23 protein-coding genes are annotated in these 24082 nt (G+C 65.3%); 1 reads left to right on the forward strand and 22 read right to left on the reverse strand.

Features of this window, described 5'->3' with window-relative positions; translation table 11 throughout:
• Positions 1–27: 27 nt before the first annotated feature.
• From xerC to DD235_RS14055, 5 genes are all read right to left on the reverse strand, one after another.
• Positions 28–1047 (reverse strand): tyrosine recombinase XerC, encoded by a 1020-nt coding sequence (gene xerC / locus DD235_RS14035; protein WP_109062719.1) that lies wholly within the window; start codon positions 1045–1047, stop codon positions 28–30.
• A gap of 73 nt (positions 1048–1120) precedes the next feature.
• Entirely contained in the window at positions 1121–1852 is a 732-nt protein-coding gene (locus DD235_RS14040; protein ID WP_109062720.1) for a DUF484 family protein, read from the reverse strand.
• Positions 1852–2724 (reverse strand): diaminopimelate epimerase, encoded by an 873-nt coding sequence (gene dapF / locus DD235_RS14045; RefSeq protein ID WP_109062721.1) that lies wholly within the window; start codon positions 2722–2724, stop codon positions 1852–1854. Before dapF ends, DD235_RS14040 begins: the two co-directional genes overlap by 1 nt.
• A 16-nt stretch (positions 2725–2740) precedes the next feature.
• Complete coding sequence (locus DD235_RS14050; protein WP_109062722.1) at positions 2741–3649, reverse strand: lysophospholipid acyltransferase family protein; 909 nt, start codon at positions 3647–3649, stop codon at positions 2741–2743.
• Positions 3642–4574, reverse strand: a complete 933-nt coding sequence (locus DD235_RS14055; RefSeq protein WP_109062723.1) for a lysophospholipid acyltransferase family protein — start codon at positions 4572–4574, stop codon at positions 3642–3644. The genes DD235_RS14050 and DD235_RS14055 overlap by 8 nt, the downstream gene beginning before the upstream one ends.
• Positions 4575–4877: 303 nt before the next feature.
• On the opposite strand from DD235_RS14055, the gene metK reads away from it, so the two are divergent.
• Positions 4878–6035, forward strand: a complete 1158-nt coding sequence (gene metK, locus DD235_RS14060; protein WP_109062724.1) for a methionine adenosyltransferase — start codon at positions 4878–4880, stop codon at positions 6033–6035.
• A gap of 74 nt (positions 6036–6109) precedes the next feature.
• On the opposite strand, the gene lhgO is transcribed toward metK, so the two are convergent.
• The 17 genes from lhgO to DD235_RS14145 form a co-directional block, all read right to left on the reverse strand.
• A complete protein-coding gene (gene lhgO / locus DD235_RS14065; RefSeq protein ID WP_109062725.1) occupies positions 6110–7303 on the reverse strand; it encodes an L-2-hydroxyglutarate oxidase in 1194 nt (397 codons plus the stop codon).
• A 62-nt stretch (positions 7304–7365) separates the two neighbouring features.
• A complete protein-coding gene (locus DD235_RS14070) occupies positions 7366–8214 on the reverse strand; it encodes an amidohydrolase family protein (protein ID WP_109062769.1) in 849 nt (282 codons plus the stop codon).
• Positions 8215–8221: 7 nt separating this feature from the next.
• Complete coding sequence (gene ssuD / locus DD235_RS14075) at positions 8222–9361, reverse strand: FMNH2-dependent alkanesulfonate monooxygenase (protein WP_109062726.1); 1140 nt, start codon at positions 9359–9361, stop codon at positions 8222–8224.
• Entirely contained in the window at positions 9358–10584 is a 1227-nt protein-coding gene (locus tag DD235_RS17170; protein ID WP_109062727.1) for a sigma 54-interacting transcriptional regulator, read from the reverse strand. Before DD235_RS17170 ends, ssuD begins: the two co-directional genes overlap by 4 nt.
• Before the next feature lie 6 nt (positions 10585–10590).
• On the reverse strand, positions 10591–11805 hold the full coding sequence (locus tag DD235_RS14085; RefSeq protein ID WP_109062728.1) for an acyl-CoA dehydrogenase family protein: 1215 nt from the start codon (positions 11803–11805) through the stop codon (positions 10591–10593).
• Between the two features lie 5 nt (positions 11806–11810).
• Positions 11811–12416, reverse strand: a complete 606-nt coding sequence (locus DD235_RS14090) for an NAD(P)H-dependent oxidoreductase (protein ID WP_109062729.1) — start codon at positions 12414–12416, stop codon at positions 11811–11813.
• 14 nt (positions 12417–12430) lie between these two features.
• Entirely contained in the window at positions 12431–13234 is an 804-nt protein-coding gene (locus tag DD235_RS14095) for a MetQ/NlpA family ABC transporter substrate-binding protein (protein ID WP_239990166.1), read from the reverse strand.
• Positions 13235–13278: 44 nt separating this feature from the next.
• Entirely contained in the window at positions 13279–14649 is a 1371-nt protein-coding gene (locus tag DD235_RS14100) for an LLM class flavin-dependent oxidoreductase (RefSeq protein WP_109062731.1), read from the reverse strand.
• Between the two features lies 1 nt (position 14650).
• Positions 14651–15463: a MetQ/NlpA family ABC transporter substrate-binding protein gene (locus DD235_RS14105; protein ID WP_109062770.1), complete on the reverse strand. Its 813-nt coding sequence runs from the start codon at positions 15461–15463 to the stop codon at positions 14651–14653.
• Positions 15464–15574: 111 nt separating this feature from the next.
• Positions 15575–16822: an SfnB family sulfur acquisition oxidoreductase gene (locus DD235_RS14110; protein ID WP_109062732.1), complete on the reverse strand. Its 1248-nt coding sequence runs from the start codon at positions 16820–16822 to the stop codon at positions 15575–15577.
• Between the two features lie 5 nt (positions 16823–16827).
• Positions 16828–18087, reverse strand: coding sequence for an SfnB family sulfur acquisition oxidoreductase (locus DD235_RS14115; RefSeq protein ID WP_109062733.1), 1260 nt, complete (start codon positions 18085–18087; stop codon positions 16828–16830).
• A 42-nt stretch (positions 18088–18129) separates the two neighbouring features.
• Entirely contained in the window at positions 18130–18780 is a 651-nt protein-coding gene (locus DD235_RS14120; RefSeq protein WP_109062734.1) for a methionine ABC transporter permease, read from the reverse strand.
• On the reverse strand, positions 18764–19933 hold the full coding sequence (locus DD235_RS14125) for a methionine ABC transporter ATP-binding protein (protein WP_109062735.1): 1170 nt from the start codon (positions 19931–19933) through the stop codon (positions 18764–18766). Before DD235_RS14125 ends, DD235_RS14120 begins: the two co-directional genes overlap by 17 nt.
• 22 nt (positions 19934–19955) lie before the next feature.
• Positions 19956–20777: a MetQ/NlpA family ABC transporter substrate-binding protein gene (locus DD235_RS14130; protein ID WP_109062736.1), complete on the reverse strand. Its 822-nt coding sequence runs from the start codon at positions 20775–20777 to the stop codon at positions 19956–19958.
• A gap of 62 nt (positions 20778–20839) precedes the next feature.
• Entirely contained in the window at positions 20840–21646 is an 807-nt protein-coding gene (locus DD235_RS14135; RefSeq protein ID WP_109062737.1) for a MetQ/NlpA family ABC transporter substrate-binding protein, read from the reverse strand.
• Between the two features lie 234 nt (positions 21647–21880).
• Complete coding sequence (locus tag DD235_RS14140; RefSeq protein ID WP_109062738.1) at positions 21881–23002, reverse strand: cytochrome-c peroxidase; 1122 nt, start codon at positions 23000–23002, stop codon at positions 21881–21883.
• Positions 23003–23034: 32 nt separating this feature from the next.
• Positions 23035–23850, reverse strand: coding sequence for a substrate-binding periplasmic protein (locus tag DD235_RS14145; RefSeq protein WP_162300507.1), 816 nt, complete (start codon positions 23848–23850; stop codon positions 23035–23037).
• Positions 23851–24082 lie beyond the last annotated feature (232 nt).

A 24082-nucleotide genomic window follows, 5' to 3' on the forward strand; every position in this document is an offset into this window, starting at 1 on the left:
GATCACCCTGTGGACGGGTCAGTCCGTTTACTTGTCCTTGTCCTGCCGCTGGGCCCGCGGGTGGGCCTGGTCGTAGACCTTGGCCAGGTGCTGGTAGTCGAGCCGGGTATAGATCTGGGTGGTGGAAATGTTGACATGACCCAGCAACTCCTGCACGGCCCGCAGATCCTGTGAAGACTGCAGCAGATGGCTGGCGAAACTGTGGCGCAGCACATGGGGATGCACATGGGTGGGCAAGCCGGCAGCCTGCGCTCGTTTGGCAAGTTGCAACTGGACCACCCGGGGCGTGATGCGGGCACCGCGCAGGCCCAGAAAAAGCGCGGCCTGCGTGTCTTCGTCTGTCTGTGCCGGGACCCAGGCTGGGCGAGCCTGCAGCCAGCGCTCAAGGGCTTGTGCGGCGGCCTGGCCGACAGGAACATTGCGGCGCTTGCCACCCTTGCCCAGCACGATGACCTCGCGTTCATCCAGCTGCAGCCAACTGCGTGATGCGTAGGTCTGCGACTGGTGGTGCCGGCAGTCCAGGGCGACCAGTTCGGAGATGCGCAATCCGCTTGAGTACAGCAGCTCGAACATGGCCTGGTCGCGCAGGATGGTCTGGGCTTCCTGACCGTGCTGCAGGGCGACCGCTGCCTGAGTGGCATCGGGGGCGACCTGGTCGAGCAGGTGGATGGCGTAGTCTACCGACAGCGCCTTGGGCAGCGCCTTGGGGGCTTTGGGCGCGCGCACGCCAAGGGCCGGGTTGGCCGGCAGGCTGGCCTGTGGCCCCCACCACTGGAAGAAGCCACGCCAGGCGGCCAGCGTGCGCGCCAGGCTGGCAGGACTCAGCCCCTGGCCGTGCAGGCGCGCCAGATACTGGCGGATATGTCCCTGGCTGATCTGGTCCAGGGGGCGGTGCTCGGCCTGCCGCAGCAGGGCGCACAGGTCGCGACGATAGTTCGACAGGGTATGGGGCGAGTAGCGTCGCTCGGTCTGCAGGTGTTGCAGCCAGCCGGCCATCGGGGATGGCAGGGGGGCATTCGGTGCTGGCCCGTCGCTGTCATGGCCCATATTCGGCGACACTTCGGCTCCAGCGAGGCTGGGCATCGGAGGCGAAGCGGTGGATGGAGGGCCACGCATGGCGTCAGGCGGCTGTGCGCCCCAGCGTGGCGCTGGCGAGGGCACCGATGGTGGCCAGGAAATGCGTGCCCATGTCCGGCGTGAAACGGTCTGCGCTGTCTGCGCCCAGTACCAGCACGCCGGCCGGCTGGTCGCCGATAACGTCATGGCGCAGCACGATAATCGCGACTGACGCGGGCGGCTGTGCCAGCAAGGCTACGGCCGGGTGATCCAGGCTGGAGCCGACGGCAGGGGCGGCCTGGTTGGTCAGACTGTCGAGCAGGGCGGCATCCTCGGGGGGCGTGGCACCCCACCAGCGCACCGTGGCGTCCTGCAGGCCGAAATCCTCGATCAGCGTGGCGCGGATGGCATCGGCCAGCGTATCGCTGTCGGGCAGGGCCACCAGGTGTTCGACCCACTGATACAGGCGCAGGCTGATGGCATCGTTGGACTTGGCATTGTGGATCAGCCCTGCCAGCGTGTTTTCGGTCTGCTTGAGCCGTTCGCGCAGCGTCAGGATCTGGCGCTCTCCCAGTGAAATGGCCTTGCCGGAGTGCGGGTGCGGCAGCTTGAATTCAGCGAAGATGTCTGCATTCTGGATGAAGAAATCCGGATGCTGGCGCAGAAAGAGCGCGATGTCTTCCGGGGTGTGGGTGGTGGCGTCGGTCATGGCGATAATGTGGTGCGAAAGGGGGGCAATGAAAGTGGGCGATGCGTACGCGTGGCGGTCGGTATTGTGGCCACGCGCAGCCTGCATCAGTCACCCACCAGCGTATCGGTATCGAACCGGCCGGTAAAGACGGTGGTGGCCGGCCCTGTCATGGCGAGCCGGGTGCCATCCCAGCGGATCGTCAGGTCGCCGCCGCGCGTTTGCACCCTGACCGGGCTGTCGAGCAGGCCGAGGCGTATGCCGGCGACGGCAGCCGCGCAGGCACCCGTACCGCAGGCCAGGGTTTCGCCGGCACCGCGCTCGTACACACGCAGGCGGATATCGTGACGACCGAGGATCTGCATGAAGCCGGCATTGACGCGGCGCGCAAAGCGGGGGTGCGATTCGATCAGTGGGCCGGTACGGGCGACAGGTGCGGTATCGACATCGGTCACCACCTGCACGGCATGCGGGTTGGAGATCGAGACGGGCACGATCCAGACCGGCTCTGTCTCGCCTTCCAGCGGCAATGCCCATTGGGTGGCTTCTCCCGTGGTCCTGGTGGTCAGACCATCGGGATCGAACGGCAGGGTCGCGGGCTCGAAGCGGCAGATGCCCATGTCGACGGTGACTTCGCCGTCGGCTTGCTCCGTCAGTGTCAGCGTGCCGGTGGCGATCTCGGCATGCAGCGGGTTGCGGTCGGACAAGCCCTGCTCGTGCACGAAGCGCACGAAGCAGCGTGCGCCGTTGCCGCAGTGTTCGACCTCGCTGCCATCGGCATTGAAAATGCGGTAGCGGAAATCGGCTTCGCCATGCTGCGCTGGCTCGACCAGCAGGATCTGGTCGGCACCGATGCCGAAACGGCGATCGGCCAGGGCGCGCAACTGGGCGGGGCTGAGGCTGATCTGCTGGCGCACGCCGTCGAGGACAATGAAATCATTGCCGGCACCGTGCATTTTGGTGAATTCGTAGAAAGCCATGATGCGTGTCTCGTGTTCAGTACAGGCCGGGCTCGCCCTCGGGCCGGGTCTTGAAGCGTCGGTGTACCCAATAATACTGGCTAGGGCGGGCCATGATCCAGCCCTCCAGCAGGTGGTTCAGCCGTGCCGTAGCTTCTTCGAGCGAGGCGTCGCCAGGAAAGTCCTCCAGTGCGGGCAGGACTTCGATCAGGTAGCGGCCACTGGCCGGGTCCCAGGTACTGATGATGGGGACGACTGCGGCATGCCAGTTGCGGGCGATCTGGGCCGTGGCCGGAATGGTGGCCGCAGGAGTGCCGAAGAACGGCGTGAAAATCGCGCCCCGGCGTCCAAAGTCCATGTCGGGCAGGTAATACACCGGCAAGCCGGCGCGCAGGTGCCGGATCAGGCCGCGCACGCCGTCGCGCCGGCTGACCAGGTGGATCTTGTTGAAACGGGCGCGCCCGGCGCGTACCAGCGCGTCGATGCCGGGGTCGCTTTGCACGGAATAGATCGAGGCGGCTTCGGTCAGTGCGATCGAGAGGCGGGTGGCGGCGGCATCCAGTCCGATGAAGTGCGGTGCCAGCATGATGACGGGCCTGCCGGCATCCTGCAGTGCCTGGATATGCTCGAAACCGCGCAGCTCCACCATGTCGAGAATGTCAGTCTCACTGCCGCGCCACAGTACGCCACGGTCGATCACGGATTGCGCCAGCGCATGAAAATGCTGGCGCAGCAGGATTTCACGTTGTTCGGCAGTCTGTTCGGGAAAGCAGATTTCGAGATTGCGCCGGGCCACCCGCACGCGGGGGCGCACCAGCCGGTAGGCCAGCCGGCCCAGGATGCGGCCCAGCCGCAGGCGGCTGGCCGGGCGCAGGCGTGCGAAGACGCCCAGCAGCCGGAACAGCATGCGGGATTTGAACGTGGAGACGGGAGCGGCGTCAGTCATGCGGCGTATGGCCCGATGTGCGGGGCGTTGCGGATTCTTCGGAGGTGGCCGGCCTGTCGTGGGCGTTGGCCGGTGCGGTGCCGTCCGGGTGGCGGGCGGTTTCCTTGTGAGGCTGCTTGTAGCGGTTGTAGCTCCACAGATATTGCTGCGGACAGCGCCGGATCAGGGTCTCCATGGCGGCATTGATGAGGCGGGCCTGTTCTTCGGGGGATTCCGGCAGCGGGTCGGGCAGGCGCAGGTGGTGCAGCCGCCAGCCGCGACCGCCGGGCAGGCGTTCGCCTGCCACCATGACCACCGGCACTTTGGTCTGGCGGGCCAGCCGGCCAGGTAGCGTGGTGGTGAAGGCCGGGCGGTCGAAGAAAGGCACCCAGACGCCGTCGCCCGCGTTGGGTACCTGGTCCGGCAGCATGCCGATGCTGTGGCCCTGCTTGAGTGTGCGTACGAAGGCCCGCACGCCTTGCATGGTGGCCGGTACGGCCGTCAGGCCTTCGGTGTTGCGGATGGTGGACAGGATGGGGGCCAGGTATGTCTTGCGCGGCGGACGGTACATCACGGTCATGGCGCGATGCTGGGCCAGCCAGCGGGCGGTGATGTCGTAGCAGCCCAGGTGCGGGGTGAGAAACAGGATGCCGCGCGGATCGGCCAGGGCCTCGTGCAGGTCGGCAGCGTCATCCACCTCGACCCTGGCCACGGCCTGGGGCGTGCGCAGCCAGACATAGGCAAGTTCGAGAATCATGGCGCCGGCCTCGCGGGCAGCGCGGCGTGCGAACGTCGCCTCGGGGTAGCCGGCCTGGGTGGCATTGGCACGCAAACGGGTCCGGTACTTGCCCGGCAGGGCGTAGATCAGGCCCCCGGCGAGTCGGCCGAGACCATGCAGGACGGAGAGGGGAAGACAGGCCAGCAGGCGCAGGAGCAGGAGCAACATAGGGCGGGAGTCTGACGAAGGCCGTGAAGTGATGGCGCTTTGGCCGGTTGTTCGTCGGCTGACGGATCACCAAAAGGTGCCATTTTCGCCTAAAATGAGAAAGGCCGCCGAATTAACCGACAACTTGCGGGGCGGCCGCGGAACTGCAGGGCGGGCTGTATTATCGTCTGCACACGTTCCGGCTTTTTTCCGCTAAAGCGTCGCGCCCGTACTCTCCTGCTTTCCAGGTCTTCGTCAGGCGTGCAACGCGCCCGTCAACCTGTCCGGTTTCTCCGTAGAGCCGGTTTTGCAAGGATGCCAGTCGTGGCCCCACAAGATTTCCTCTTCACTTCCGAGTCCGTATCGGAAGGTCATCCCGACAAGGTCGCCGACCAGATTTCCGATGCCGTGCTCGATGCCATATTCGAGCAAGACCCCAATGCGCGCGTGGCCGCCGAAACGCTGTGCAACACCGGTCTGGTGGTGCTGGCCGGCGAGATCACCACGACCGCCAATGTTGATTACATCCAGGTGGCGCGCGATACGATCCGCCGCATCGGCTACGACAACACCGATTTCGGCATCGATTACAAGGGCTGCGCCGTGCTGGTCGCCTACGACAAGCAGTCGCCCGATATCGCCCAGGGGGTGGATCGCACCTCCGAGGATTTCCTCAACCAGGGTGCCGGCGACCAGGGCCTGATGTTCGGCTATGCCTGCGACGAAACCCCCGACCTGATGCCGGCCCCGATCTGGTACGCGCACCGGCTGGTGCAGCGCCAGAGCGAACTGCGCAAGGATGGCCGCCTGCCTTGGTTGCGTCCTGACGCCAAGTCGCAGGTCACGTTCCGTTATGTCGATGGCCGTCCCGTCGAGGTCGATACCGTGGTGCTGTCGACTCAGCACTCGCCGGATGTCTCGCAGGAAACCATCCGCGAGGCCGTGATCGAAGACATCATCAAGCCCAGCTTTGCCGAAGGCCTGCTTACGGCCAACACCCGCTACCTGGTCAACCCGACCGGACGCTTCGTGATCGGCGGCCCGCAGGGCGATTGCGGCCTGACCGGCCGCAAGATCATCGTCGATACCTATGGCGGCGCATGTCCGCATGGTGGCGGTGCCTTCTCGGGCAAGGACCCTTCCAAGGTGGATCGTTCGGCGGCCTACGCTGCCCGTTATGTTGCCAAAAACGTCGTGGCAGCGGGTCTGGCGCGCCAGTGCCAGGTGCAGGTCAGCTATGCCATCGGCGTGGCCGAACCGATCAACATCACGGTCTATACCGAAGGCACCGGCGTGATCCCCGATGCGGAGATCGCCAAGCTGGTGCGCGAGCATTTTGACCTGCGTCCGCGCGGTATCGTCAACATGCTCGACCTGCTGCGCCCGATCTATTCCAAGACGGCGGCCTATGGCCACTTCGGCCGTGCCGAACCCGAGTTCACCTGGGAAGCCACTGACCGCGCCACGCTGCTCAAGGGCTGATTTTCCTGTCGCTTTACACTGACTTGCGGGCTGCTCGATGCCGCCCGCAAGTCGTTTGTGGCGAGGAGTGCGGGCTACAGTATGAGATCGGCGATGTGGGCAGCGATGGGCAGGCTGCAGGTTGCGGCCGGTGACGGTGCGTTCAGGATGGCAGTCGCGCCGCCCTGAGTCTTGATGAGAAAGTCATCGACCAGACTGCCGTCGGTACGCACGGCCTGGGCACGGTTGGCGCTGCGATAGGTCTGCAGGTCTGCCAAGGTGATCCGGGGGCAGTATTTGCGCACGGCCTGCAGATAGGTCTGCTTCGAGAACGAGCCCTTGAGTTCCTGCCAGGTAGCGCGTGGGTGCCGTGCCAGTATTTTCCACAATCCGGGGTATGTCAGCGCATCGGCAGCATCGCGGGCATCGAAGCTGAAACGCTGGTATTTTTCACGGGCCAGCGCCAGCACTGCATTGGGGCCGACGGTGATGGAGCCGTCGATCATCGGGGTCAGGTGTACGCCGAGAAAAGGCAGCGTCGGGTCCGGCACCGGATAGATGAGATGGTGAACGACCTGGTTGAGCGCGGCCGGCAGCACGAAATATTCGCCGCGGAAGGGGACGATGCGGATTTCCGGGTCTATGCCCAGCAGCCGGGCCACCCGGTCCGAGGCGAGCCCGGCGCAGGCAACGATGCGGCCGGCTTCCACGCTATCGTCACCGATTCGGATGCGATAGCCAGCCTGGGTAGCCGCCACATGGTTGACCGGCTGGCCGAACCGGAGTGTACCGCCGGCATTTTCCACTTCGGTCAGCAGGGTGCGGGTGACGCCGGTGTAATCGATGATGGCGGTTTCCGGAATCTGCAGCGCCGCCAGGCCGGCCACGGCCGGCTCGCAGGCCTGCAGGGCGGATCGGTCCAGGCGATGCGCAGTCACGCCGTTGTCCGCAGCGCGTTGCGCCAGGTTGTCGAGCCGGTCGACTTCCTGCGCATTGGTGGCGACGAGTAGTTTGCCGCGCGTGTCGTAGCCGATGCCGTGGGTCTGGCTGAAGGCCTGCAGCCTGGCCAGGCCCTCGCGGCAAAAGCGGGCCTTGAGACTGCCCGGTGTGTAGTACACGCCGGAGTGGACGACGCCGCTGTTGCGGCCGGTCTGGTGGAAGGCGGCCCGGTCTTCCTTGTCCACGACCAGCAGGCGGGCCCCCGGCTGCCGGCGCGATATTTCGGCTGCCAGTGCGGCACCGATGATGCCTGCGCCGATGATCAGGTAGTCATAAGTCGGGGTCGCCATGGAGAGGTCCTTGCGGGAGGTGTGTTTGCTTCATGATACTCCGCCTGCAGGGGGCGCTCGTCCTAGACTTTCAGCAGGCGTGCCGCATTCCCGTACAGCAGGCGTTCGATCACGCTGTCGCGCAGGCCCAGCGCCAGGAAGTCCTCGATGGTCTGGCCGATGGGCCGGAACGGGTAGGAGGAGCCGAACAGGAACTGGTCGGCCAGGAAGCTGTTGGCTGCCTGCACGTAGGCCTCAGTGCCGGGCTGGAACAGGTACATGTCCGGCACCAGATGGATATTGGCGTAGCGGAAGGCCAGGCCGATGGCCTGCTGCACGTTGGGCCAATAGCCGTGATAGACCACGATCTGCAGGTTGGGGAAGGCCTGGGCGACCTTCGCCAGCGGCGCGGGATCGTTGAAGCGCGGATCCGGCGTGGTTGGGCCGCTCATCAGGAAGACCGGCACGTCGTGCTGCAGGCACAGCTCGTAGATCGGCCAGTAGACGGGATCGTCCGGATGGCGAGCCGGTGCGCCGAAGCCGGGCTCCAGGTCGATGCCGGCCAGGCCCAGCTCGCGCAGTGCGCGTTCGGCGTCGGCGACGGCGGCCGCCTCGCCCTGCAGGGCCGGATCGACGGCGCCGATGCCGATCAGTTCCGGATGTCCCTGCACGATACCGTGGATGGTGTCGTTGGGCAGGTGTTGGCCGGGCGTGTGCCGGCCCACCACGACGGCGTGGCTCAGGCCGGCGTCATGGATCTCGGCCAGGAAACCCTCCTGCGTCAGCGAGCGCTCGAAGTGAGCAGGGTTGCCGCGCGTGCCTACGCGGCCATTGAGCCAGAGTGCCGTCGCGTGTTCCGCAGAGCCCGGCGTGGCCCCGAAGAAATCATGCAGGTAGGCGGGCCTGCAACGCATGTCGATGATACGGGTCATGCCTGCCTCACGATGCGGAGCGCGCAGCCTGGGGCGCGGCGGCACGGATATCGAAGGCACCGCCGGTCTGTGCCTGGCCTGACGTTACGGCTTGTTTGCCGAGCAGGGGGAAGACCAGTTCCGCGAAACGGATCGATTCTTCCAGGTGGGGGTAGCCCGACAGGACAAACGTGTCCACGCCGAGATCGGCATATTCCTGCAGGCGTGCAGCGACTGTTTCGGCATCGCCGACGAGGGCCGTGCCGGCACCTCCGCGCACCAGTCCGACGCCGGCCCACAGGTTGGGGCTGACTTCCAGCTTGTCGCGACGGCCACCGTGCAGCTGTGCCATCCGTTGCTGGCCGACCGAGTCCATGCGGGAGAAGTTGGCCTGGGCGCGGGCGATGTCGTCGTCACTCAACTTGCTGATCAGCCGGTCGGCATCGGCCCAGGCCTCTTCGCTGGTTTCGCGCACGATCACATGCAGGCGCACGCCGAAGCGCACGGTGCGGCCGTGGCGTGCGGCGCGGGCGCGGACATCGGCGATCTTTTCCGCGACCTGGGCCGGTGGTTCGCCCCAGCTCAGGTAGGCATCGACATGTTTGGCGGCCAGTTCGTGCGCCGCCTCGGACGAGCCGCCGAAATACAGCGGAGGATAGGGTTTCTGCACGGGCTCGAAGAAGTTGCGGCTCTGGCGGGTCTTGTAGTGCTTGCCATCGAAGTCCACGGTTTCACCGGCCAGTATCTTGCGCCAGATGGTCAGGAACTCGTCGGCAGCCTCGTAGCGCGCGTCGTGTTCGAGGAAAATGCCATCGGCGGCCAGTTCGACGGCATCGCCGCCGGGTACTACGTTCAGTAGCAGCCGCCCGTGCAGCGCCTGGTCGAGCGTGGCGGCCTGGCGTGCGGTCGAGACAGGGTTGCCGAGCGAGGTGCGCAAAGCCACCAGCAGCTTGATGCGCTGAGTGACCGGTACCAGACTGGAGGCGACGACCCAGGGGTCCAGGCATGAACTGCCGGTTGGGATCAGCAGGCCGTCGTAGCCCAGGTATTCGCTGGTGACGGCGATCTGGCGCAGGTATTCGTTGGTGACCGGTCGGCCAAACTCGGAGGCACCGAGGTAGCGGGTATCGCCGGAGGTGGGCAGGAACCAGAAAATGTCGAGACTCATGATGTGACGGTCCTATCAGGTGGAAGATGAAGGGGGGGGGCATCCGGGCCGGTGTCGGTCAGCCTGTTGCGGCCAGGGGCCAGTTGTTGCAGGCGGACCAGCCGGGCACGGACGACATGGCGACTGATGCCCAGTTGCTGTGCGGTCTGGACCTGGCTGTAGTGGTTGTGATGCCAGGCCTTGAGCAGCAGGGTGTCGAGCACGCGCTGTTCAAGGTCGTGCGAGCAGGTCTGGCAGAGTTGTTCCAGGACCTGTTCAAGAGAGATTGGGGATCCGGCAGGGTCAATGTCATTGCCTGGGAAAGTCGCTGTGTCCCGAGCAAGGGATATTTCAGTATCCGGTTTTTCCTGTGCGCGGTACGTCGCCTTGATATCAGGGGAAGGCACCGGGCTGACGGGAGGTGTGACCGGCGTGTCGGACGCAGCCGGCAGTCGCAGGTCATCGGCCTGGATGCGCAGGCCACGGCTCAGCAGCAGGGTGCGGTAGATCACGTTTTCCAGTTCGCGAACATGGCCGGGCCAGGAGTGCGCCAGCAGCCGGCGCTCGGCCCCTGCACTCAGTTCGGCAGGCGCATAGTGCAGCCGCTTGCAGTACTGGCGGATGAAGTGACGCGCCAGCGGCAGAATGTCGCCGGGGCGAGATTGCAGCGGCAGCATGACCAGGCTGACGACATTGACGTGGTAATAGAGATCCTTGCGGAACAGGCCCTGTTGCACGCGTTGCGCCAGATCGTCATGGGTAGCGGCCAGGATTCGCACGTCGGCCGGCAGCCGCTGGCGCGACCCCAGCCGGGATACCGTGCCCTCCTGCAGCGTGCGGATCAGCTTGGCCTGAGCCTGCAGCGGCAGGGCTTCGATTTCATCCAGGAACAGGGTGCCCCGGTGCGCTGTCTCCAGCCAGCCGGGCTGGCTGCCGAAGGCCCCGGCAAAGGCCCCGTTTTCGTGACCATACAGCTCGGCATCGACCAGCGACTCCGAGAAGGCTCCGCAATTGACGGCCACGAAAGGATAGGCGCGGCGCAGACTGGTGGTGTGGATATGGCGGGCGACCAGTTCCTTCTCGGTGCCGCTGTCGCCCTCGATCAGGACGCCTGCGTCGCTGGGGGCGATCTGCTCGATGATCTCGTGCAGTGCCCGCGAGGCCGGGTCCTCGAACAGCCAGCCGGGTGTCTCGGGCGGGGGCTCGGGTGTCGGAATGGGCCAGGTCGGCAGCGTCGAAGTCATGATGCCTCAGGAATAGAACGACGGGGTGGGGGCGCTGTCGTTCAGTGCCCACTCGCCCAGTTCCTGGACCTTGTAGTGCAGCGGATCGTGGAGCGACTGGGTACGCAGGTTGCGCCAGAACCGGTCCAGGCGCAGCGCGCCGTGGGTGGCCCGGGCACCGGTTACCTCGAACAGGCCGCTGGTGATGTCCAGCCCGGCGCGTACGGCCACGACCTTGGCGGTGCTGACGGCGATGGCCAGTCGGCCCCGTGCTTCTGCCGTCAGCGTCTCGCCCTGCCGCCAGGCCTCGTCAAAGCGCTGGGCTGCCTCGGCGGCCAGGGCGCGCACGCTTTCGCGGGCAGCCCAGAACTCGCCGTAGCGGGTCAGCACATGTGGATCCTGGCTGGCGCGCTCGACGCCCGACTTGAACCAGGGGTGTGCCTCGCTGAGGGTGTATTCGCGTGCCTGTGCCAGTGCGCCCTCGGAGATGCCCAGGAACATATGCACGAATATCAGTTGCGCCAGCAATGGTCGCAGCGACGAGAACGGCGTGGACAGCGGGCCGGGATTCAGCAGCAGTTCGGCTTGCTCGACCCTGACTTTTTCGAACAGGGCGCTGCCGCTGTCGGTCTGGCGCTGGCCGATGTTGTTCCAGTCCTGGTTCAGGGTGATGCCGGCACGTCCGGTCGGCAGCGCGGCGATCAGCAGGCGGCCGGATTCGCTGTCGAGTGCCGAGGCGACCAGCATCTGCGAATCGGTGGCACCGGAGCAGAAGCTTTTCTTGCCGGAAAAACTCCACCAGCCGTCATGCCGGGTGGCGACTGTCCGGGTATCGAGCGGGTTCAGCGTGTTGCCCCAGAACCAGTGGTTGCGGGCAGTCTGTTCCCACCAGGGTTCCCATTGTTCGGGCTGGCCGAACAGCCGCACTGTGGCCAGCAGCAGATGCTGAAAACCATAGACGTGTGCAACCGAACTGTCGGCGGTGGCGATCTGCCGCACGCTGTCCAGAACCTGCGCCCAGTCTGCGCCCAGGCCGCCGTACTGGCGAGGAATGCTCAGTGCCAGCAGACCGCTGCGGCGCAGTGCGTCGCGCTCGGCCTGGGGGGTGCCGCCGGCTTCGTCGCGTGCGGCTGCGGTCGCGGCAAACTGGCGTGCCAGTTCCTGGCTGATGAATTCCGGCGTACCGCCCGGCACATCGTAATCGCTTGATGCCGGTGCCGGGTGTACAGAGGTCGGTGCCATGGCGCTCAGGCCTCCAGCAGTTCGGATGCCAGGGGCTGGCGCGCCCGTTGCAGTGCCTTGAGTACCGGCAGTGCCTGGGACGCGGCCAGCTCGATGCGTTCCGCCAGCAAGGGGGCGGCGATCCGGCCGCCGATGATTTCGTCGGGTGTGCCATAGACCCCGATGGGCAGGGTCAGGGCCTGGAAAAAGCTGAACAGCGGGCGCAACTGGTGGTCGATGAACAGCGAATGACGTGGACTGCCACCTGTGGCGGCCAGCAGAACCGGCGTGCCGATGAGCGCATCCTGGTCGATCAGGTCGAACAGATGCTTGAACAGGCCCGGCAGGCTGCCCTTGAAGACCGGTGAGCCGACGATCAGCAAGTCGGCGTTGCCGATCTGGCGCAAGGTGTCCTGTGCCGGGGCAGGCAGGTGCTGGGCGGACAGCGCGGTGCCGATGTGCGGGACCAGGTCCGGCAGATCGATGAAGCGGGTATCGAGCGGCAGGGCCTGTGCCAGGCGGGCCTGCAAGGCATCCAGCAGGACGCGGGTACGCGAGGAGGCGCTGGGGCTGCCGTTGAGCACGACGGCACGCAGCGGTGTGTCGGAATCAGGCGGGGCGTAAGTGATCATGGCGAAAATGTCCTTTAGCGGGAAGGCGAGGCGTTCAGCCACGGCAGGGCGTAGAGCTGCGGATCGCTGGCGAAGGCCTCATGGATGGTGCGGCGCACGGCATCCGATCCCTGGTAGATGGCAATGAAGCGGGCAATGCGTGGGTCGTCGGCCCCTTCGGTGCGGGCGACGAAACGGATGGCGTAGTAGATGTCGTCGATGCTGGAATACTGCAACGCCCGGCTGGCCAGTTCAGGCTGCCCGGCATTGACGAAGTGGGCCGGATAGCCCTGGGCCAGGTCGAGGTCGTCGATGGCGCGGACTAGTTGCGGGCCTTCAACCTCGACCAGCCGGAAGCCGGCGGGGTTGGCGACGATGTCATCGACGGTGCCGCGCGGCCCGACGCCGTCGCGCAGGGTGATCAGGCCGGCCTGGTCGAGCAGTTGCAGCCCACGGCCCTGGTTGACCGGGTCGTTGGCGACACCGATGGTGGCACCTTTGGGCAGGTCGGCCAGGCGGGCATGTTTTTTCGAGTACAGGCCGATATTGGGCAGCAGGCCGACCGCCACGCTCTGGATGCGATAGCCGCGTTCCCGGATGGCGTTGTCCAGAAAAGCCTGATGCTGGAAATAGTTGAGGTCGATGTCGCCGGTATCCAGGGCGGTGTTGGGAGCCGTCCAGTCGGTGAATTCGATGAGTTCGACGTCCAGCCCCTGCTGGCGGGCCTCGGCGGCGGCCACGGCCACCGAGTCGGCCAGAGAGCCGGGGGTAACGCCGACCCGCAAGGGCGCTGCCGCCAGTGTGCCGGACAGCAGCAGGCTGCCGGCGCACAGAATCATCTGCAATGGGTGCAACAGGCGATTGCAAGCGGAGTGGCGCACCTTCATGCGGTCACTCCTGCATGACGCCATTGCGCGGCAGGGTGGCTGTCCGGCAGTCGGTCGCCCCGGCCAAAGAGTTTCTGGCGCAGGGTGCCTTCGGCATAGGCGGTGCGGTAGCGGCCCCGGTTTTGCAATTCCGGCACGATCAGTTCGGCAAAATCCGCGTAAGTTTCGGGGACGACGATGCGCGTCAGATTGAAGCCGTCGATTTCGCCTTCGTCTATCCACTGCTCCAGTTGATCCGCGACCTGCGACGGGTCGCCCACCACGGTGGTATAGCGGCTGCCCAGCTTGTGCTGCTCCAGCAATTGGCGACGGGTCCAGCCTTGCTGGCGTGCAGTCTGTGTCGCCGACTGGATGGCATTGGACGGGCCGTAGCTGATCGGATCGTCCAGCCCGTATTGCGAGAAATCGATGCCGGTACTGGCCGAGAAGTGCGCCAGTCCGGCTTCCGGGTTGGCATGCTGCAGATACTCGGCGTACTTGTCGCGGGCCTCTTTTTCGGTATGGCCAGGGATGACGGCCAGCCCGACATAGATCTTGAGGTCGGACGGATCGCGGCCTGCGTCGGCAGCCGCCTGACGCAGGCGGCGCGAGGCCGTGCGGGCGGCGGCAGGATTGGGCGCGCCGATGAAAATGCCTTCCGCATGCTGGCCGGCAAAGCGGATGCCGCGCTCGGAAGTGCCTGCCTGGAACAGGACCGGCGTGCGTTGTGGCGAGGGCTCGCTCATGTGAATGGCGTTGGCCCGGTAGTAGGGCCCTTCGTGCTGCACCGGGTGTACCTTGTCGGGCCGGGCATAGACCCGGCTGGCGCGGTCGGCGATGACGGCGTCGTCCTCCCAACTGCCTTCCCACAGTTTGTAGGACAGGGTCAGGAAGTCGTCGGCGCGGTCGTAGCGCGCATCGTGCGCGGCCAGCCCGTCCTGCCCCAGCCCGCGTGCGCCGCTGTCTACATAGCCGGTGACGATGTTCCAGCCCAGCCGACCACGGGTGGCCTGGTCCAGGGTCGACACGTTGCGGGCGAAGGTATAGGGGTGCTCGGCACCCACGGTGGCCGTCACGCCGAAGCCGATGTGCTCGGTGACGGCCGCCATGGCCGAGATCAGCAGCCAGGGGTTGTTGACCGGCAACTGGATGGACTCGCGCAGGGTCAGGTCGGTACCGCCCTGGTAGACATCGTAGTAGCCGATGACATCGGCAATGAAAATGCCGTCGAACAGGCCCTTCTCGAGTATGCGGGCAATGTTCGTCCAGTATTCCAGCGTGTTGTAGCGTGTCGATTGGTCGCGCGGATGCGTCCAGAGACCGTGGTGGATATGGCCGACGCAATTCATGTTGAATGCGTTGACGTGGATCTGCTTTTTCTGGCTCATGTCAGTCCTTGATCCAGGCCAGGCGGTAGAGCCTTGGGTCGTTGAGGTAGAACGCGTGGATGGTGTCGCGTACGGCATTGGAGTTCTGGTAGATATCCAGGAATTGCCGGATGCGCGGATCATCGGCGCGGTCCGTGCGGGCCACGAAATGGATGGCCCACGAATCATCTTCGTAGCGGGTGTAGGACAGGCCCTGGGTGGCATCGAAGGCACCGGAGGCGATAATGAAATAGGGAAAGCCCTGGGCCAGGTCGACGTCGGGTGTGACCCGGACCAGTTGCGGGCCTTCGACCTCGACGAACTGCAACTGCTTCGGGTTGTCCTGGATATCCTTGAGTTCGGCCAGCAGCCCGGTGCCCGGACGCAGCGTGACCAGTCCGGCATGCTGCAGCAGGCGCAGCGCACGACCGATGTTGACGGGATCGCTGGCAATCGCCACCTTGGCTCCCTGCGGCAGATCGTCCAGGCTCTTGTGCCGGAGCGAATACAGGCCCAGGTAGGACAGGATGCCCGGCTGCACGCTGGTCAGGCTGAATCCCTTGTCGCGGATGGCGTTGGCCAGGTAGTTGCTGTTCTGGTAGTAATTCAGGTCGATGTCGCCGGCATCCAGCGCCACGTTGGGCGTGGCCCAGTCGGTGAATTCCACGACCTCGACGTCCAGCCCCTGCTTGCCGGCTTCCTGCGCGGCCACCTCGACCGAGTCGGCAAAGATGCCTGGCACGACGCCGATCTTCAGGGGCGCGGCCAGCGCGTTGCCGGCCAGCAGTGCGGTGGCACCGAAAAAGGTGACCAGCCAGGCACCCAGGCGTGTCATGGTGCGTCGGCGCTGTGTCCGGCCAGTGCGTGGCTGGTCCGGGGAGGTGAGGGCGATCAAATCGTTTGTCCTGCTCATGATGCTCGGATTCCTGGTGTGTTGCGGGGCGGCTTACAGCGCACCGTGCCGGGGCGGATGACGGCCATTGAGGACGTAATTGCCGATGGCGTGATATTTCCAGCGCACGGGGTCGTGCAGTGTGTGGGTACGCGCATTGCGCCAGAAACGGTCCAGCCCCAGGCCACCTACAGTGGCCGACGTGCCGGCCAGCTCGAACAGCTTGGTGCCTGCCAGCAGGCTGGCCTGGGTGCTGAGAGCCTTGGCCTCGGCGACGGCGACCGAGGCTGCCGCCACGGATGCGTCGGTGGGTTCGGCCTGCGCTGCATCGACAAAGCGTGCCGCCCGGGCGATCAGCGCATCGGCGGCACGCAGGCGCAGATGGACATGGCCGAGCTGGTGCAGCAGCAAGGGGTCCTGGCTGGCGTGGTCGACGCCGGCATCGACCCAGGGCCGCGTGTGTTCACGCAGGTAGGGTAGGGTTGCCTTGAGGGCACCATGACCGATGCCGACGTCCAGCGCAGCATGGATGATCTGCGCAAAGGGGCCGATGGTCGTGGGCCGGTCGAACGATGCCTTGAATGGTACGACCCATTCCGGTTCAACCCGGACCCGCTCGAACGCGACCGAGCCGCTGCCTGTGACGCGCTGTCCAAAACCATCCCAGTCGTCGGTGATGCTGACGCCGGGCGCGCTGCGGGGGATGAATACCAGATAGGTGACCTCAAGGCCGTTCTCGAGGGCCGTGACCAGGGTGGGGATCCAGTGCGCGAAGATCGCGCCGGTGCAGTAGAACTTGCGGCCCTGCACGAACCAGCCGTCTGCCTCGCGGCTCAGGTGGGTACGGCGCTTGTAGTCGTTGTGGCCGATTTCGGCGAGGGCGTTGCCAAAGCGTTCGCCGCGCAGCACGCGGTCGTAGAAGAATGTCTTCTGCGCATGGTTGGCACCGACCCGCAGGACTTCCAGTGCATAGAAATGGTTCTGCGGGATATGGCCGAAGTTGCCGTCGGTTGCGGCAATGGTCGCGATGACCTGGGTCAGGGTGCCGCTCGAGGCACCGAGGCCGCCATACTCCTGCGGGACGGTAATGCCCCACAGGCCGCTGGCGCTGTAGCGTTCGATGTCCTGCCAGGGCAGGATGCGGTCGCGATCACGGGCGACGGCATCCGTTTCGAGTGTGGCGGCAAAGTTGCGGGCGACATCCAGGGCCTGCTCGGTGCTGGTCAGGCGGGCCGCCGGGGTGGCAGGTTCGGCGGCAGCAGTCACCGCGTCGGGAGGGGCGATCAGGGTATCGGTACTCATGGCGTTCAGTTCCATTGATGGCGGCGCGGGCGCACGCCATTGAGCAGGTAGTTGCCCAGCAGGTGGTACTTCCAGCGCACCGGATCGTGCAGGGTGTGCACGCGGGCGTTGCGCCAGTGGCGGTCGAGGTTGTGTGCGGCACGGGTGGCCGACGAGCCGGCCAGCTCGAACAGTTTTTCGCTGACAGCCAGCGCGGCCTCGGTGGTCAGGATCTTGGCCTCGGCCACGGCGATGGAGGCCTGGGCGCTGGTGTCGTCGGTCACGGGCTGGCGTGACAGTGCATCGAGGGTGCGTGCTGCCGACAGCAGCACCTCATGGGCCGCATCGACTTCGATCTGCAACTGGCCCGCTTCCTGGATGATGTAGGGGTCCTGCACGGCCAGTTCCACGCCCGAATCCACCCAGGGACGGGTACGGGTGCGGACATAGTCGAGCGCATCGCGCAATGCGCCTTGCGCGATGCCTGCGTCGATGGATGCCTGGATCAGTTGCGAGACCGGGCCGGACAGGGTCGGCGTATCGAGATGCAGGTACAGTGGAATGAAGTCTTCCTCGCCCACGGCCACATTGTCGAGCAGGACCGTGCCGCTGGCGGTGGTTTTCTGGCCGAAGGCATCCCAGTCGTCGATGACCCTGACGCCTGGGGCGTCGCGTCGTACCCAGACCTGCAGTGGTCGGTTTTCCTCATCGGCGGCGCGAAATGGAATCCAGTGCGCATAGAGTGCCCCGGTCGAGTAAAAGCGCGTGCCGCTCACGCGCAGGCCATCGGCGGTACGCGTCAGCCGGGCGGTGGCGTCGGTCATCTTGCCGGCGCGGGCCTTGCGCTCCGGTCCGGCGTTGCCCAGGCGATGTCCGGCCAGGACATCGCCGAACCAGCGGCGTTTCTGTGCCTCGGTACCGGTGTCGCGCAGGTTCTGCAGGACGGCGAAATGGTTCTGCGGGATCTGACCCAACGACGGATCGGCTGCGCAGATCGTGGCGAAGACCGTCGCCAGGGTTTCGTAGGACACGCCGGTGCCGCCGTATTCGCGGGGGATGGTGATCGTGCCCAGGCCACTGGCGGTATAGCGGTCCAGCTCGTCCCAGGGCAGGCGACGCTCGCGGTCGCGTGTGGCGGCTTCCTGGCGAAATTCTTCGGCCAGTGCCTGTGCCACGGTGATGGCGTGCGCGTCATCGCGGATGCGGTCCGGTGTGCGCGGCGGCAGGGGCAAGCGTTCGGCCTGAGGGGTGTCCGGCGTGGTGCCGGCAGGAGAAACAGCAGACATGAGGATTCCTGTGAAATATGGACGGATCGACGGCAGGCCTGCTCAGCGGCTCCTGAGCCAGCGGACATAGCGGTCGCCGCTCAGTTGCACCGCGGTGACCAGGGCGATCAGGATGGCGATCACGATCAGCATGACTTCGGTATCGAAGCGCTGGTAGCCATAGCGGATAGCCAGGTCGCCCAGGCCACCCGCGCCCACGGCACCCGCCATGGCGGACGAACTGATCAGTGCGACCAGGGTGATGGTGAAACCGCCGATGATGCCGGGCAGTGCCTCGGGCAGCAGCACATGGCGCACGATGTGCCACTTGCGGCAGCCCATGGCCTGTGCGGCTTCGATCAGTCCGGGGTCGACTTCGCGCAGGCTGACTTCGGCGATGCGCGCAAAGAAGGGGGTGGCACTGATCGCCAGCGGTACGATGGCAGCCCAGACACCGATGGTGGTGCCGGCCACGATGCGGGTGAACGGAATCAGTGCCACCAGCAGGACGATGAACGGCGTGGCGCGAAAGCCGTTGACCACGCTGCCCACCGCGCGGTTGATGCGGGGCGAGGCGAGAAATCCGCCGGGGGCGGTGACGATCAACAGGACCGCCAGCGGAATGCCGGCCAGAAAAGCGATGCCGCCGGAGACGCCGACCATCATCAGGGTATCCAGGAAGGCATTCCAGTAGCGTTCAAAGGACAGGGACATAGCCGATTTCCTCGATGTGATGGGCGATGGCGGCTGCGCCGTGCGCCAGCGGGGGCAGTTCGGGCAAGGCGTGGCTGGCCGGCACTGCGACCAGCAGACGTCCATTGGCGTGGCCCTGGATACGATCGACGCCGCCATGGACCAGCCGCACAGGGGCGGCCAGTGCCTGGCTGATGCGGATGAAGTCGGGCTCCAGGCCGCCTGCACCGGTGTAGGAAAGTTGCAGGATGCGTTCGAAACCGGACTGTGCCGCGCCTTCGGGGGGCGTCTGGCGCAGTACCCGGCGTAGATCGTCGGGCAGGTCGTGCTGTAGCGGTGCCAGCAGGGCCCGGGTGGCTTCGTGGCGTGGTTCGCCGAAAATCTTCCAGACCGGGCCGGTCTCGGCGATGCGCCCCTGCTCGAGCACCAGTACCTGGTCGGCGATCTCGCGGATGACGCTCATCTCGTGTGTGATCAGGATGATGGTGATGCCGAGCCGCCCGTTGATGTCGCGCAGCAATTGCAGAATGGAGTGCGTCGTTTCAGGGTCGAGTGCCGAGGTGGCCTCGTCGCACAGCAGGATCTCCGGGCCGGTGGCCAGGGCCCGCGCAATGCCGACGCGCTGCTTCTGGCCACCTGACAGGCGGGTGGGATAGGTGTTGCGCTTGTCCTGCAGGCCCACCAGATTCAGCAGCTCGAGCACGCGTGGTTCAATCTCGGCGGGCGTGGCACCGGCGACCAGCAGCGGCAGCGCGATGTTTTCGTAGACGGTCTTGGCCGACAGCAGGTTGAAATGCTGGAAGATCATGCCGATGCGGCGGCGCAGCTGGACCAGTTCGCGTTCGCTGAGCTGGCTGATGTCGATGCCATCGACCAGCACGCGCCCCGAGGTGGGCGATTCCAGCCGGTTGATCGTGCGCAGCAGGCTGGACTTGCCGGCTCCGCTGCGACCGATGATGCCGAAAATGCTGCCCGACGGAATCGACAGGTCGATATCCTGCAGAGCATGGACCGGGCCGGCCGATGAATGGTAGGTTTTGCCGATGCGTTCGAAGACGACCGAACCGGCAACGGTGGCGGCATCGAGCGCGGATGCACGGCTTGCCGACGCCGTATCGCCGTGCCGTTCAAGTCCGTGCTCGAGGGCGATGGCAGTACTCTGGCTGGTAGTCATGGGCAGGCTCCTTGCTCAGTGCTCAGCGCTGCCAGGGCAGTGTGTACAGGTTGGGATTGCCGTCGAAACGGTCGCTGATGACCTGGCGCACGGCGGGCGAGGACTGGAACAGCTCGACGAACTTGCGCAGCTTCGGTTCGTCGGCCCGGTCGCTGCGGGCGGCAAAGCCCATGGCATAGAAGGTGTCGTCGATGCCCGAGTAGATCAGCGCCTGGCCGGCCTGCTCCTTGCGCCCGGCGTTGACGAAATAGCTGGGCCAGACCACGGCCAGATCCACGTCCTGCAGCGAACGGATCAATTGCGGGCCTTCGATTTCGACGAATTTCAGTTGCTTCGGGTTGTCGATGACATCGTGTACCGAGGCACCGACCGCGTCACCCTCGCGCAGCTTGATCAGTCCGGCCTTCTGCAACAGCAGCAGGCCACGGCCCTGATTGACCGGATCGTTGGCGACGGCAATGCGGGCACCGTCCGGGATGTCTTCCAGGCGCTTGATGCGGTCCGAGTACAGGCCGATGTTCTGCAGCAGCCCCAGGCCGATCAGTTCGAGCTTGTAGCCGCGCTCCTTGACTGCGTTTTCAAGGAAGGCCTGGTGCTGGAAAAAGTTCAGGTCGATGTCGCCGTTGTCCACGGCCTCGTTGGGCAATGTCCAGTCGGTGAATTCGATCAGCTGGATATCCAGGGCCTGTCCACTGGCCTTGACCTCTTCAGCCAAGGCGGCGACGGCATCTGCGGTGGCACCGGGCGTGGAGCCGACCTTGACGACATCGGCTGCATGCGCCGTGGCGGCGGTTGCCAGTGTCAGGAGGCCCAGCCAGCGGGCCAGGGTAGTGAGATTCGGCATGGAAAACTCCGTGTCTTTCTGTGCGTGGCGATGATCAGGCGAGGGGCGCAGCAGCGCCGGCTTTACTTGCGCAGCCAGGCCAGGGTGTAGAGGCGGTTGTCGTTGGAGAAGGCGCGATGGATGTCGGCTTTCACGGCGTCCGAGTTCTGGTAGATCTCGATGAACTTCTTGATGTCGGGATTGTTGAGGCTGTTTTCGTTGGCGACGAAACGGATGGCGAAGCGGGCATCCTCGATGCCGGAGTAGGCTAGTCCGCTGGACGGATCAAAGGCCTTGGAGGCGACGATGAAGTGCGGATAGCCCTGTGCCACATCGACGTCGCCGGTGATGCGCGCCAGTTGCGGGCCTTCGACTTCGACGAACGTCAGCTTTTTGGGGTTCTCGATGATGTCGTCCACCGTGCCGAGAAAGCCGACGCCATCGCGCAGCTTGATCAGGCCGACCTTTTCAAGCAGCAGCAGGCCACGGCCCTGGTTGACGGGATCGTTGGCGATGGCGGCCTTGCCGCCTTCCGGCACCTGATCGACAGAAGTGTGCTTGAGCGAGTACAGACCGATATTGGCCAGGATGCCGGTGTCGATGCCGGTCAGCTTGAAGCCCTGTTTCTGGATGGCGTCCTGCAGGAACGGTTCGTGCTGGAAGTAGTTCAGGTCGATGTCGCCGGCGTTGAGCGCGACGTTGGGTGTGGTCCAGTCGGTGAACTCGACGACTTCGATATCCAGGCCCTGGGCCTTGGCTTCCTGCGCGGCGACAGTGATCGAGTCGGCATAGGCACCGGGCACGACGCCGATCTTGATCGGGGCGGCATGGGTCTGGGGCAGGATGGACAGTGCCAGGGCGGCAGCCAGGGTTTGCAGCGATTTGATCATGGTAAATAGTCCGGTTGGGCCAATGTGAACAGACCAGAGGGTCAGGCAGACTATTTAATCCCTGATCAGGGGGGATCGAATGCATTGTTTTTTTATTTGTTTATTAGGAATCAGAAATCGGCTGTGTCGCTTGAGAAATGGGGAGTTTGTCTCTGCCAATATTATTTTCTTATTTTTATTTTTAATAAGCTGGCATGGCGTGCATGCTGAAATATGCGCAATCTGCGCATATTTCTACAGTGCTTCCAGAAAGGCGAGCAGGGCGGCTTTTTCGGCCTCATCCAGATGCAGTGGCTGCAGCCGGGCGGATCGGCGTGCGGCATGTGGATAGAGCGGATGGGCAGCCTCCTGGGCATTGCGTGCCCAGACTTCGCCGCCACCCCGGTCATACAGGTTGATGACACCCGCCAGGGTCGGGAACAACCCATTGTGCATATAGGGCGGATGTTCGCCGACATGGCGCAGGCTGGCGGTACGAAAGGCTCCGGCATCTTCAGGCTGGCCGCTGACCCGGTAGCGGCCCAGATCCTCGGCAGGTTCGCCAAAGGCCGAGATGCGCAGGTTGTGGAAGCCTTCGTCGGTCAGCAAGGGACCGGAGTGGCAATTGAGGCAACGGGCCTTGGTGCGGAACAGGTGCAATCCCAGAATGGCCTGGTCGGACAACTGGGCATGGTCGCCTGCCAGGAAGCGATCGAGGCGGCTGGGTTTCTCGATACCTGCCAGATAGGCCACCAGCGCATCCCCCAGCATGGCTGCCGTGACCGGGCCGGGGCCATACAGGGACTGGAAATCCTGCGCATGGCGTGGATCGCGGGCCAGGCGCTGCAGGACAACGGCCAGGTCGGTGTTGCCCATTTCATCCGGATCGGTCAGCGGTGCCAGCGTCTGTGCCACCAGCGAGTCACGCCGGCCATCCCAGCCCCAGTGCGTACGTCGGGCGACATGATAAAGGGAAGGCGGCTTGCGGCCGGCGGTGCTGCCCAGCGGGGCCTCGAAGCGTCGCGGGGGCGCGCTCCAGCCCTGCGCGGGCTGGTGGCAGGCCGCGCAGGATGGGTATCCAGGCGCAGCCAGCACGGTGTCCGAGAACAGGCGTTCTCCCAGCGCGGCCTGTGCCTGTCGATACGGGGTGGGCCTTGCGCGGGCAGGCAGGATGGCCAGCTCACGCAAGGGGACACCGGGATCCAGCCAGGCTGGCGGCCAATGCGTGGCAGGCTTTTCGTAGCGGGCTCGCAGGGTGGCAGGGTCTGCGTCGGTCGGGCTGGATCCCGTGTGTCGTTGCGCAGGCGTGTCCTGGTACAGGCCGATGATCAGCAGCGGCCCTGCAAGGGCTGTCAGGCAGCGCAGGGTGAGGCGCATGGCAGGGGCTGTGCCCTTGTGGCTGTCGGGGGTCAGTGGCAGTCTGTGCCGACCTGGTCGAGGTAGGCGTCGAAAGCGACATCGGTCGCCCATTGGTGGGTGCGCTCCTGCCATGCTGCAGGGCGGTCCAGTGCCGTCAGGGCCTGCTGGAGCGCGGCTGCCATGGCGGGCGCTGCCGGCGAGACGGCCAGTGCCAGGCGCGTCGTGTCCTGGGGTGGCAGTGTGGCCGAAAATTTCTGCCAGTCCTGGTGGTCGAAGAGCGCCGCCAGTTGCGCCTGGGCGTGCAGCGAGGCGTCGCAGTCGCCGGAGCGGACCAGCGCCAGTGCCTGCCCGGGCGCGCGCAGCACGCGGATATGGGCATCCAGTGATTGTGCCAGTGCCAGGCTGCGCGGGTCGGCGGCCGACAGGCAGAGGGTGCGGCCAGCCAGATCCTGCCAGGTCCGGATATCGGTATCCGAACGCATGGCGACGCTCAGGCCTGATTCGAAGCGGGTGTCGAGCCACAGCAGGCGCGTGTCGCGATGGTCGGCCTCCGGTCGGGACAGCACGGCATCGACCTGGGCACCCAGCAGGGCGGTTGCCTGGGCATCGGCGGGCAGCGGCACCAGTTCCAGCGGGCGCGCCAGCGTGTCCGCCAGTGCCTGCGCCAGCAGGGCTTCGAAACCTTCTTCCGTATAGCGCCGGGTGCCATCATCCAGTGGCATGGCCGAGGGCAGCAGGCCGATTCTCAGCGGGCGCATGGCGCGATCGCTACTGGATGGCGGGATGACAGCAGCCTGCGCATCGACGCCAGCCAACGCGCCACTGCGCCAGACCGTGGCCAGGCACAAGGTAGCGGCCACCAGCATAAGCAGACACACAATCCCGCGTGTACGTCGTCCGATACGCCTGGACTGTTGCGGTATGGCAGGTCGGTGGTTCGAGGCCGTCGCTGGCAGGCGGAGATCGGCGCGCGAGTATTTTCTGTCGGGCATTATTCTGGGTGATTAATATATATCCAGGATCAGGGTCTCTATATATATTCTGTGTTTTTATGCGGCCATGCTTAATATTTATTTTTGAATAGCAAATTCAAAACAT

Source organism: Corticimicrobacter populi (assembly GCF_003123725.1).
GTDB lineage: Bacteria > Pseudomonadota > Gammaproteobacteria > Burkholderiales > Burkholderiaceae_B > Corticimicrobacter > Corticimicrobacter populi.

Excerpts from the sequence above, each read along its gene's own strand:
- xerC (WP_109062719.1), bottom strand. The coding sequence starts at position 1,047 with ATGGGCCATGACAGCGACGGGCCAGCACCGAATGCCCCCCTGCCATCC.
- DD235_RS14040 (WP_109062720.1), bottom strand. The coding sequence starts at position 1,852 with ATGCAGGCTGCGCGTGGCCACAATACCGACCGCCACGCGTACGCATCG.
- dapF (WP_109062721.1), bottom strand. The coding sequence starts at position 2,724 with ATGGCTTTCTACGAATTCACCAAAATGCACGGTGCCGGCAATGATTTC.
- DD235_RS14050 (WP_109062722.1), bottom strand. The coding sequence starts at position 3,649 with ATGACTGACGCCGCTCCCGTCTCCACGTTCAAATCCCGCATGCTGTTC.
- DD235_RS14055 (WP_109062723.1), bottom strand. The coding sequence starts at position 4,574 with ATGTTGCTCCTGCTCCTGCGCCTGCTGGCCTGTCTTCCCCTCTCCGTC.
- lhgO (WP_109062725.1), bottom strand. The coding sequence starts at position 7,303 with ATGGCGACCCCGACTTATGACTACCTGATCATCGGCGCAGGCATCATC.
- DD235_RS14070 (WP_109062769.1), bottom strand. The coding sequence starts at position 8,214 with ATGACCCGTATCATCGACATGCGTTGCAGGCCCGCCTACCTGCATGAT.
- ssuD (WP_109062726.1), bottom strand. The coding sequence starts at position 9,361 with ATGAGTCTCGACATTTTCTGGTTCCTGCCCACCTCCGGCGATACCCGC.
- DD235_RS17170 (WP_109062727.1), bottom strand. The coding sequence starts at position 10,584 with ATGACTTCGACGCTGCCGACCTGGCCCATTCCGACACCCGAGCCCCCG.
- DD235_RS14085 (WP_109062728.1), bottom strand. The coding sequence starts at position 11,805 with ATGGCACCGACCTCTGTACACCCGGCACCGGCATCAAGCGATTACGAT.
- DD235_RS14090 (WP_109062729.1), bottom strand. The coding sequence starts at position 12,416 with ATGATCACTTACGCCCCGCCTGATTCCGACACACCGCTGCGTGCCGTC.
- DD235_RS14095 (WP_239990166.1), bottom strand. The coding sequence starts at position 13,234 with ATGATTCTGTGCGCCGGCAGCCTGCTGCTGTCCGGCACACTGGCGGCA.
- DD235_RS14100 (WP_109062731.1), bottom strand. The coding sequence starts at position 14,649 with ATGAGCCAGAAAAAGCAGATCCACGTCAACGCATTCAACATGAATTGC.
- DD235_RS14105 (WP_109062770.1), bottom strand. The coding sequence starts at position 15,463 with ATGACACGCCTGGGTGCCTGGCTGGTCACCTTTTTCGGTGCCACCGCA.
- DD235_RS14110 (WP_109062732.1), bottom strand. The coding sequence starts at position 16,822 with ATGAGTACCGATACCCTGATCGCCCCTCCCGACGCGGTGACTGCTGCC.
- DD235_RS14115 (WP_109062733.1), bottom strand. The coding sequence starts at position 18,087 with ATGTCTGCTGTTTCTCCTGCCGGCACCACGCCGGACACCCCTCAGGCC.
- DD235_RS14120 (WP_109062734.1), bottom strand. The coding sequence starts at position 18,780 with ATGTCCCTGTCCTTTGAACGCTACTGGAATGCCTTCCTGGATACCCTG.
- DD235_RS14125 (WP_109062735.1), bottom strand. The coding sequence starts at position 19,933 with ATGACTACCAGCCAGAGTACTGCCATCGCCCTCGAGCACGGACTTGAA.
- DD235_RS14130 (WP_109062736.1), bottom strand. The coding sequence starts at position 20,777 with ATGCCGAATCTCACTACCCTGGCCCGCTGGCTGGGCCTCCTGACACTG.
- DD235_RS14135 (WP_109062737.1), bottom strand. The coding sequence starts at position 21,646 with ATGATCAAATCGCTGCAAACCCTGGCTGCCGCCCTGGCACTGTCCATC.
- DD235_RS14140 (WP_109062738.1), bottom strand. The coding sequence starts at position 23,002 with ATGCGCCTCACCCTGCGCTGCCTGACAGCCCTTGCAGGGCCGCTGCTG.
- DD235_RS14145 (WP_162300507.1), bottom strand. The coding sequence starts at position 23,850 with ATGCTGGTGGCCGCTACCTTGTGCCTGGCCACGGTCTGGCGCAGTGGC.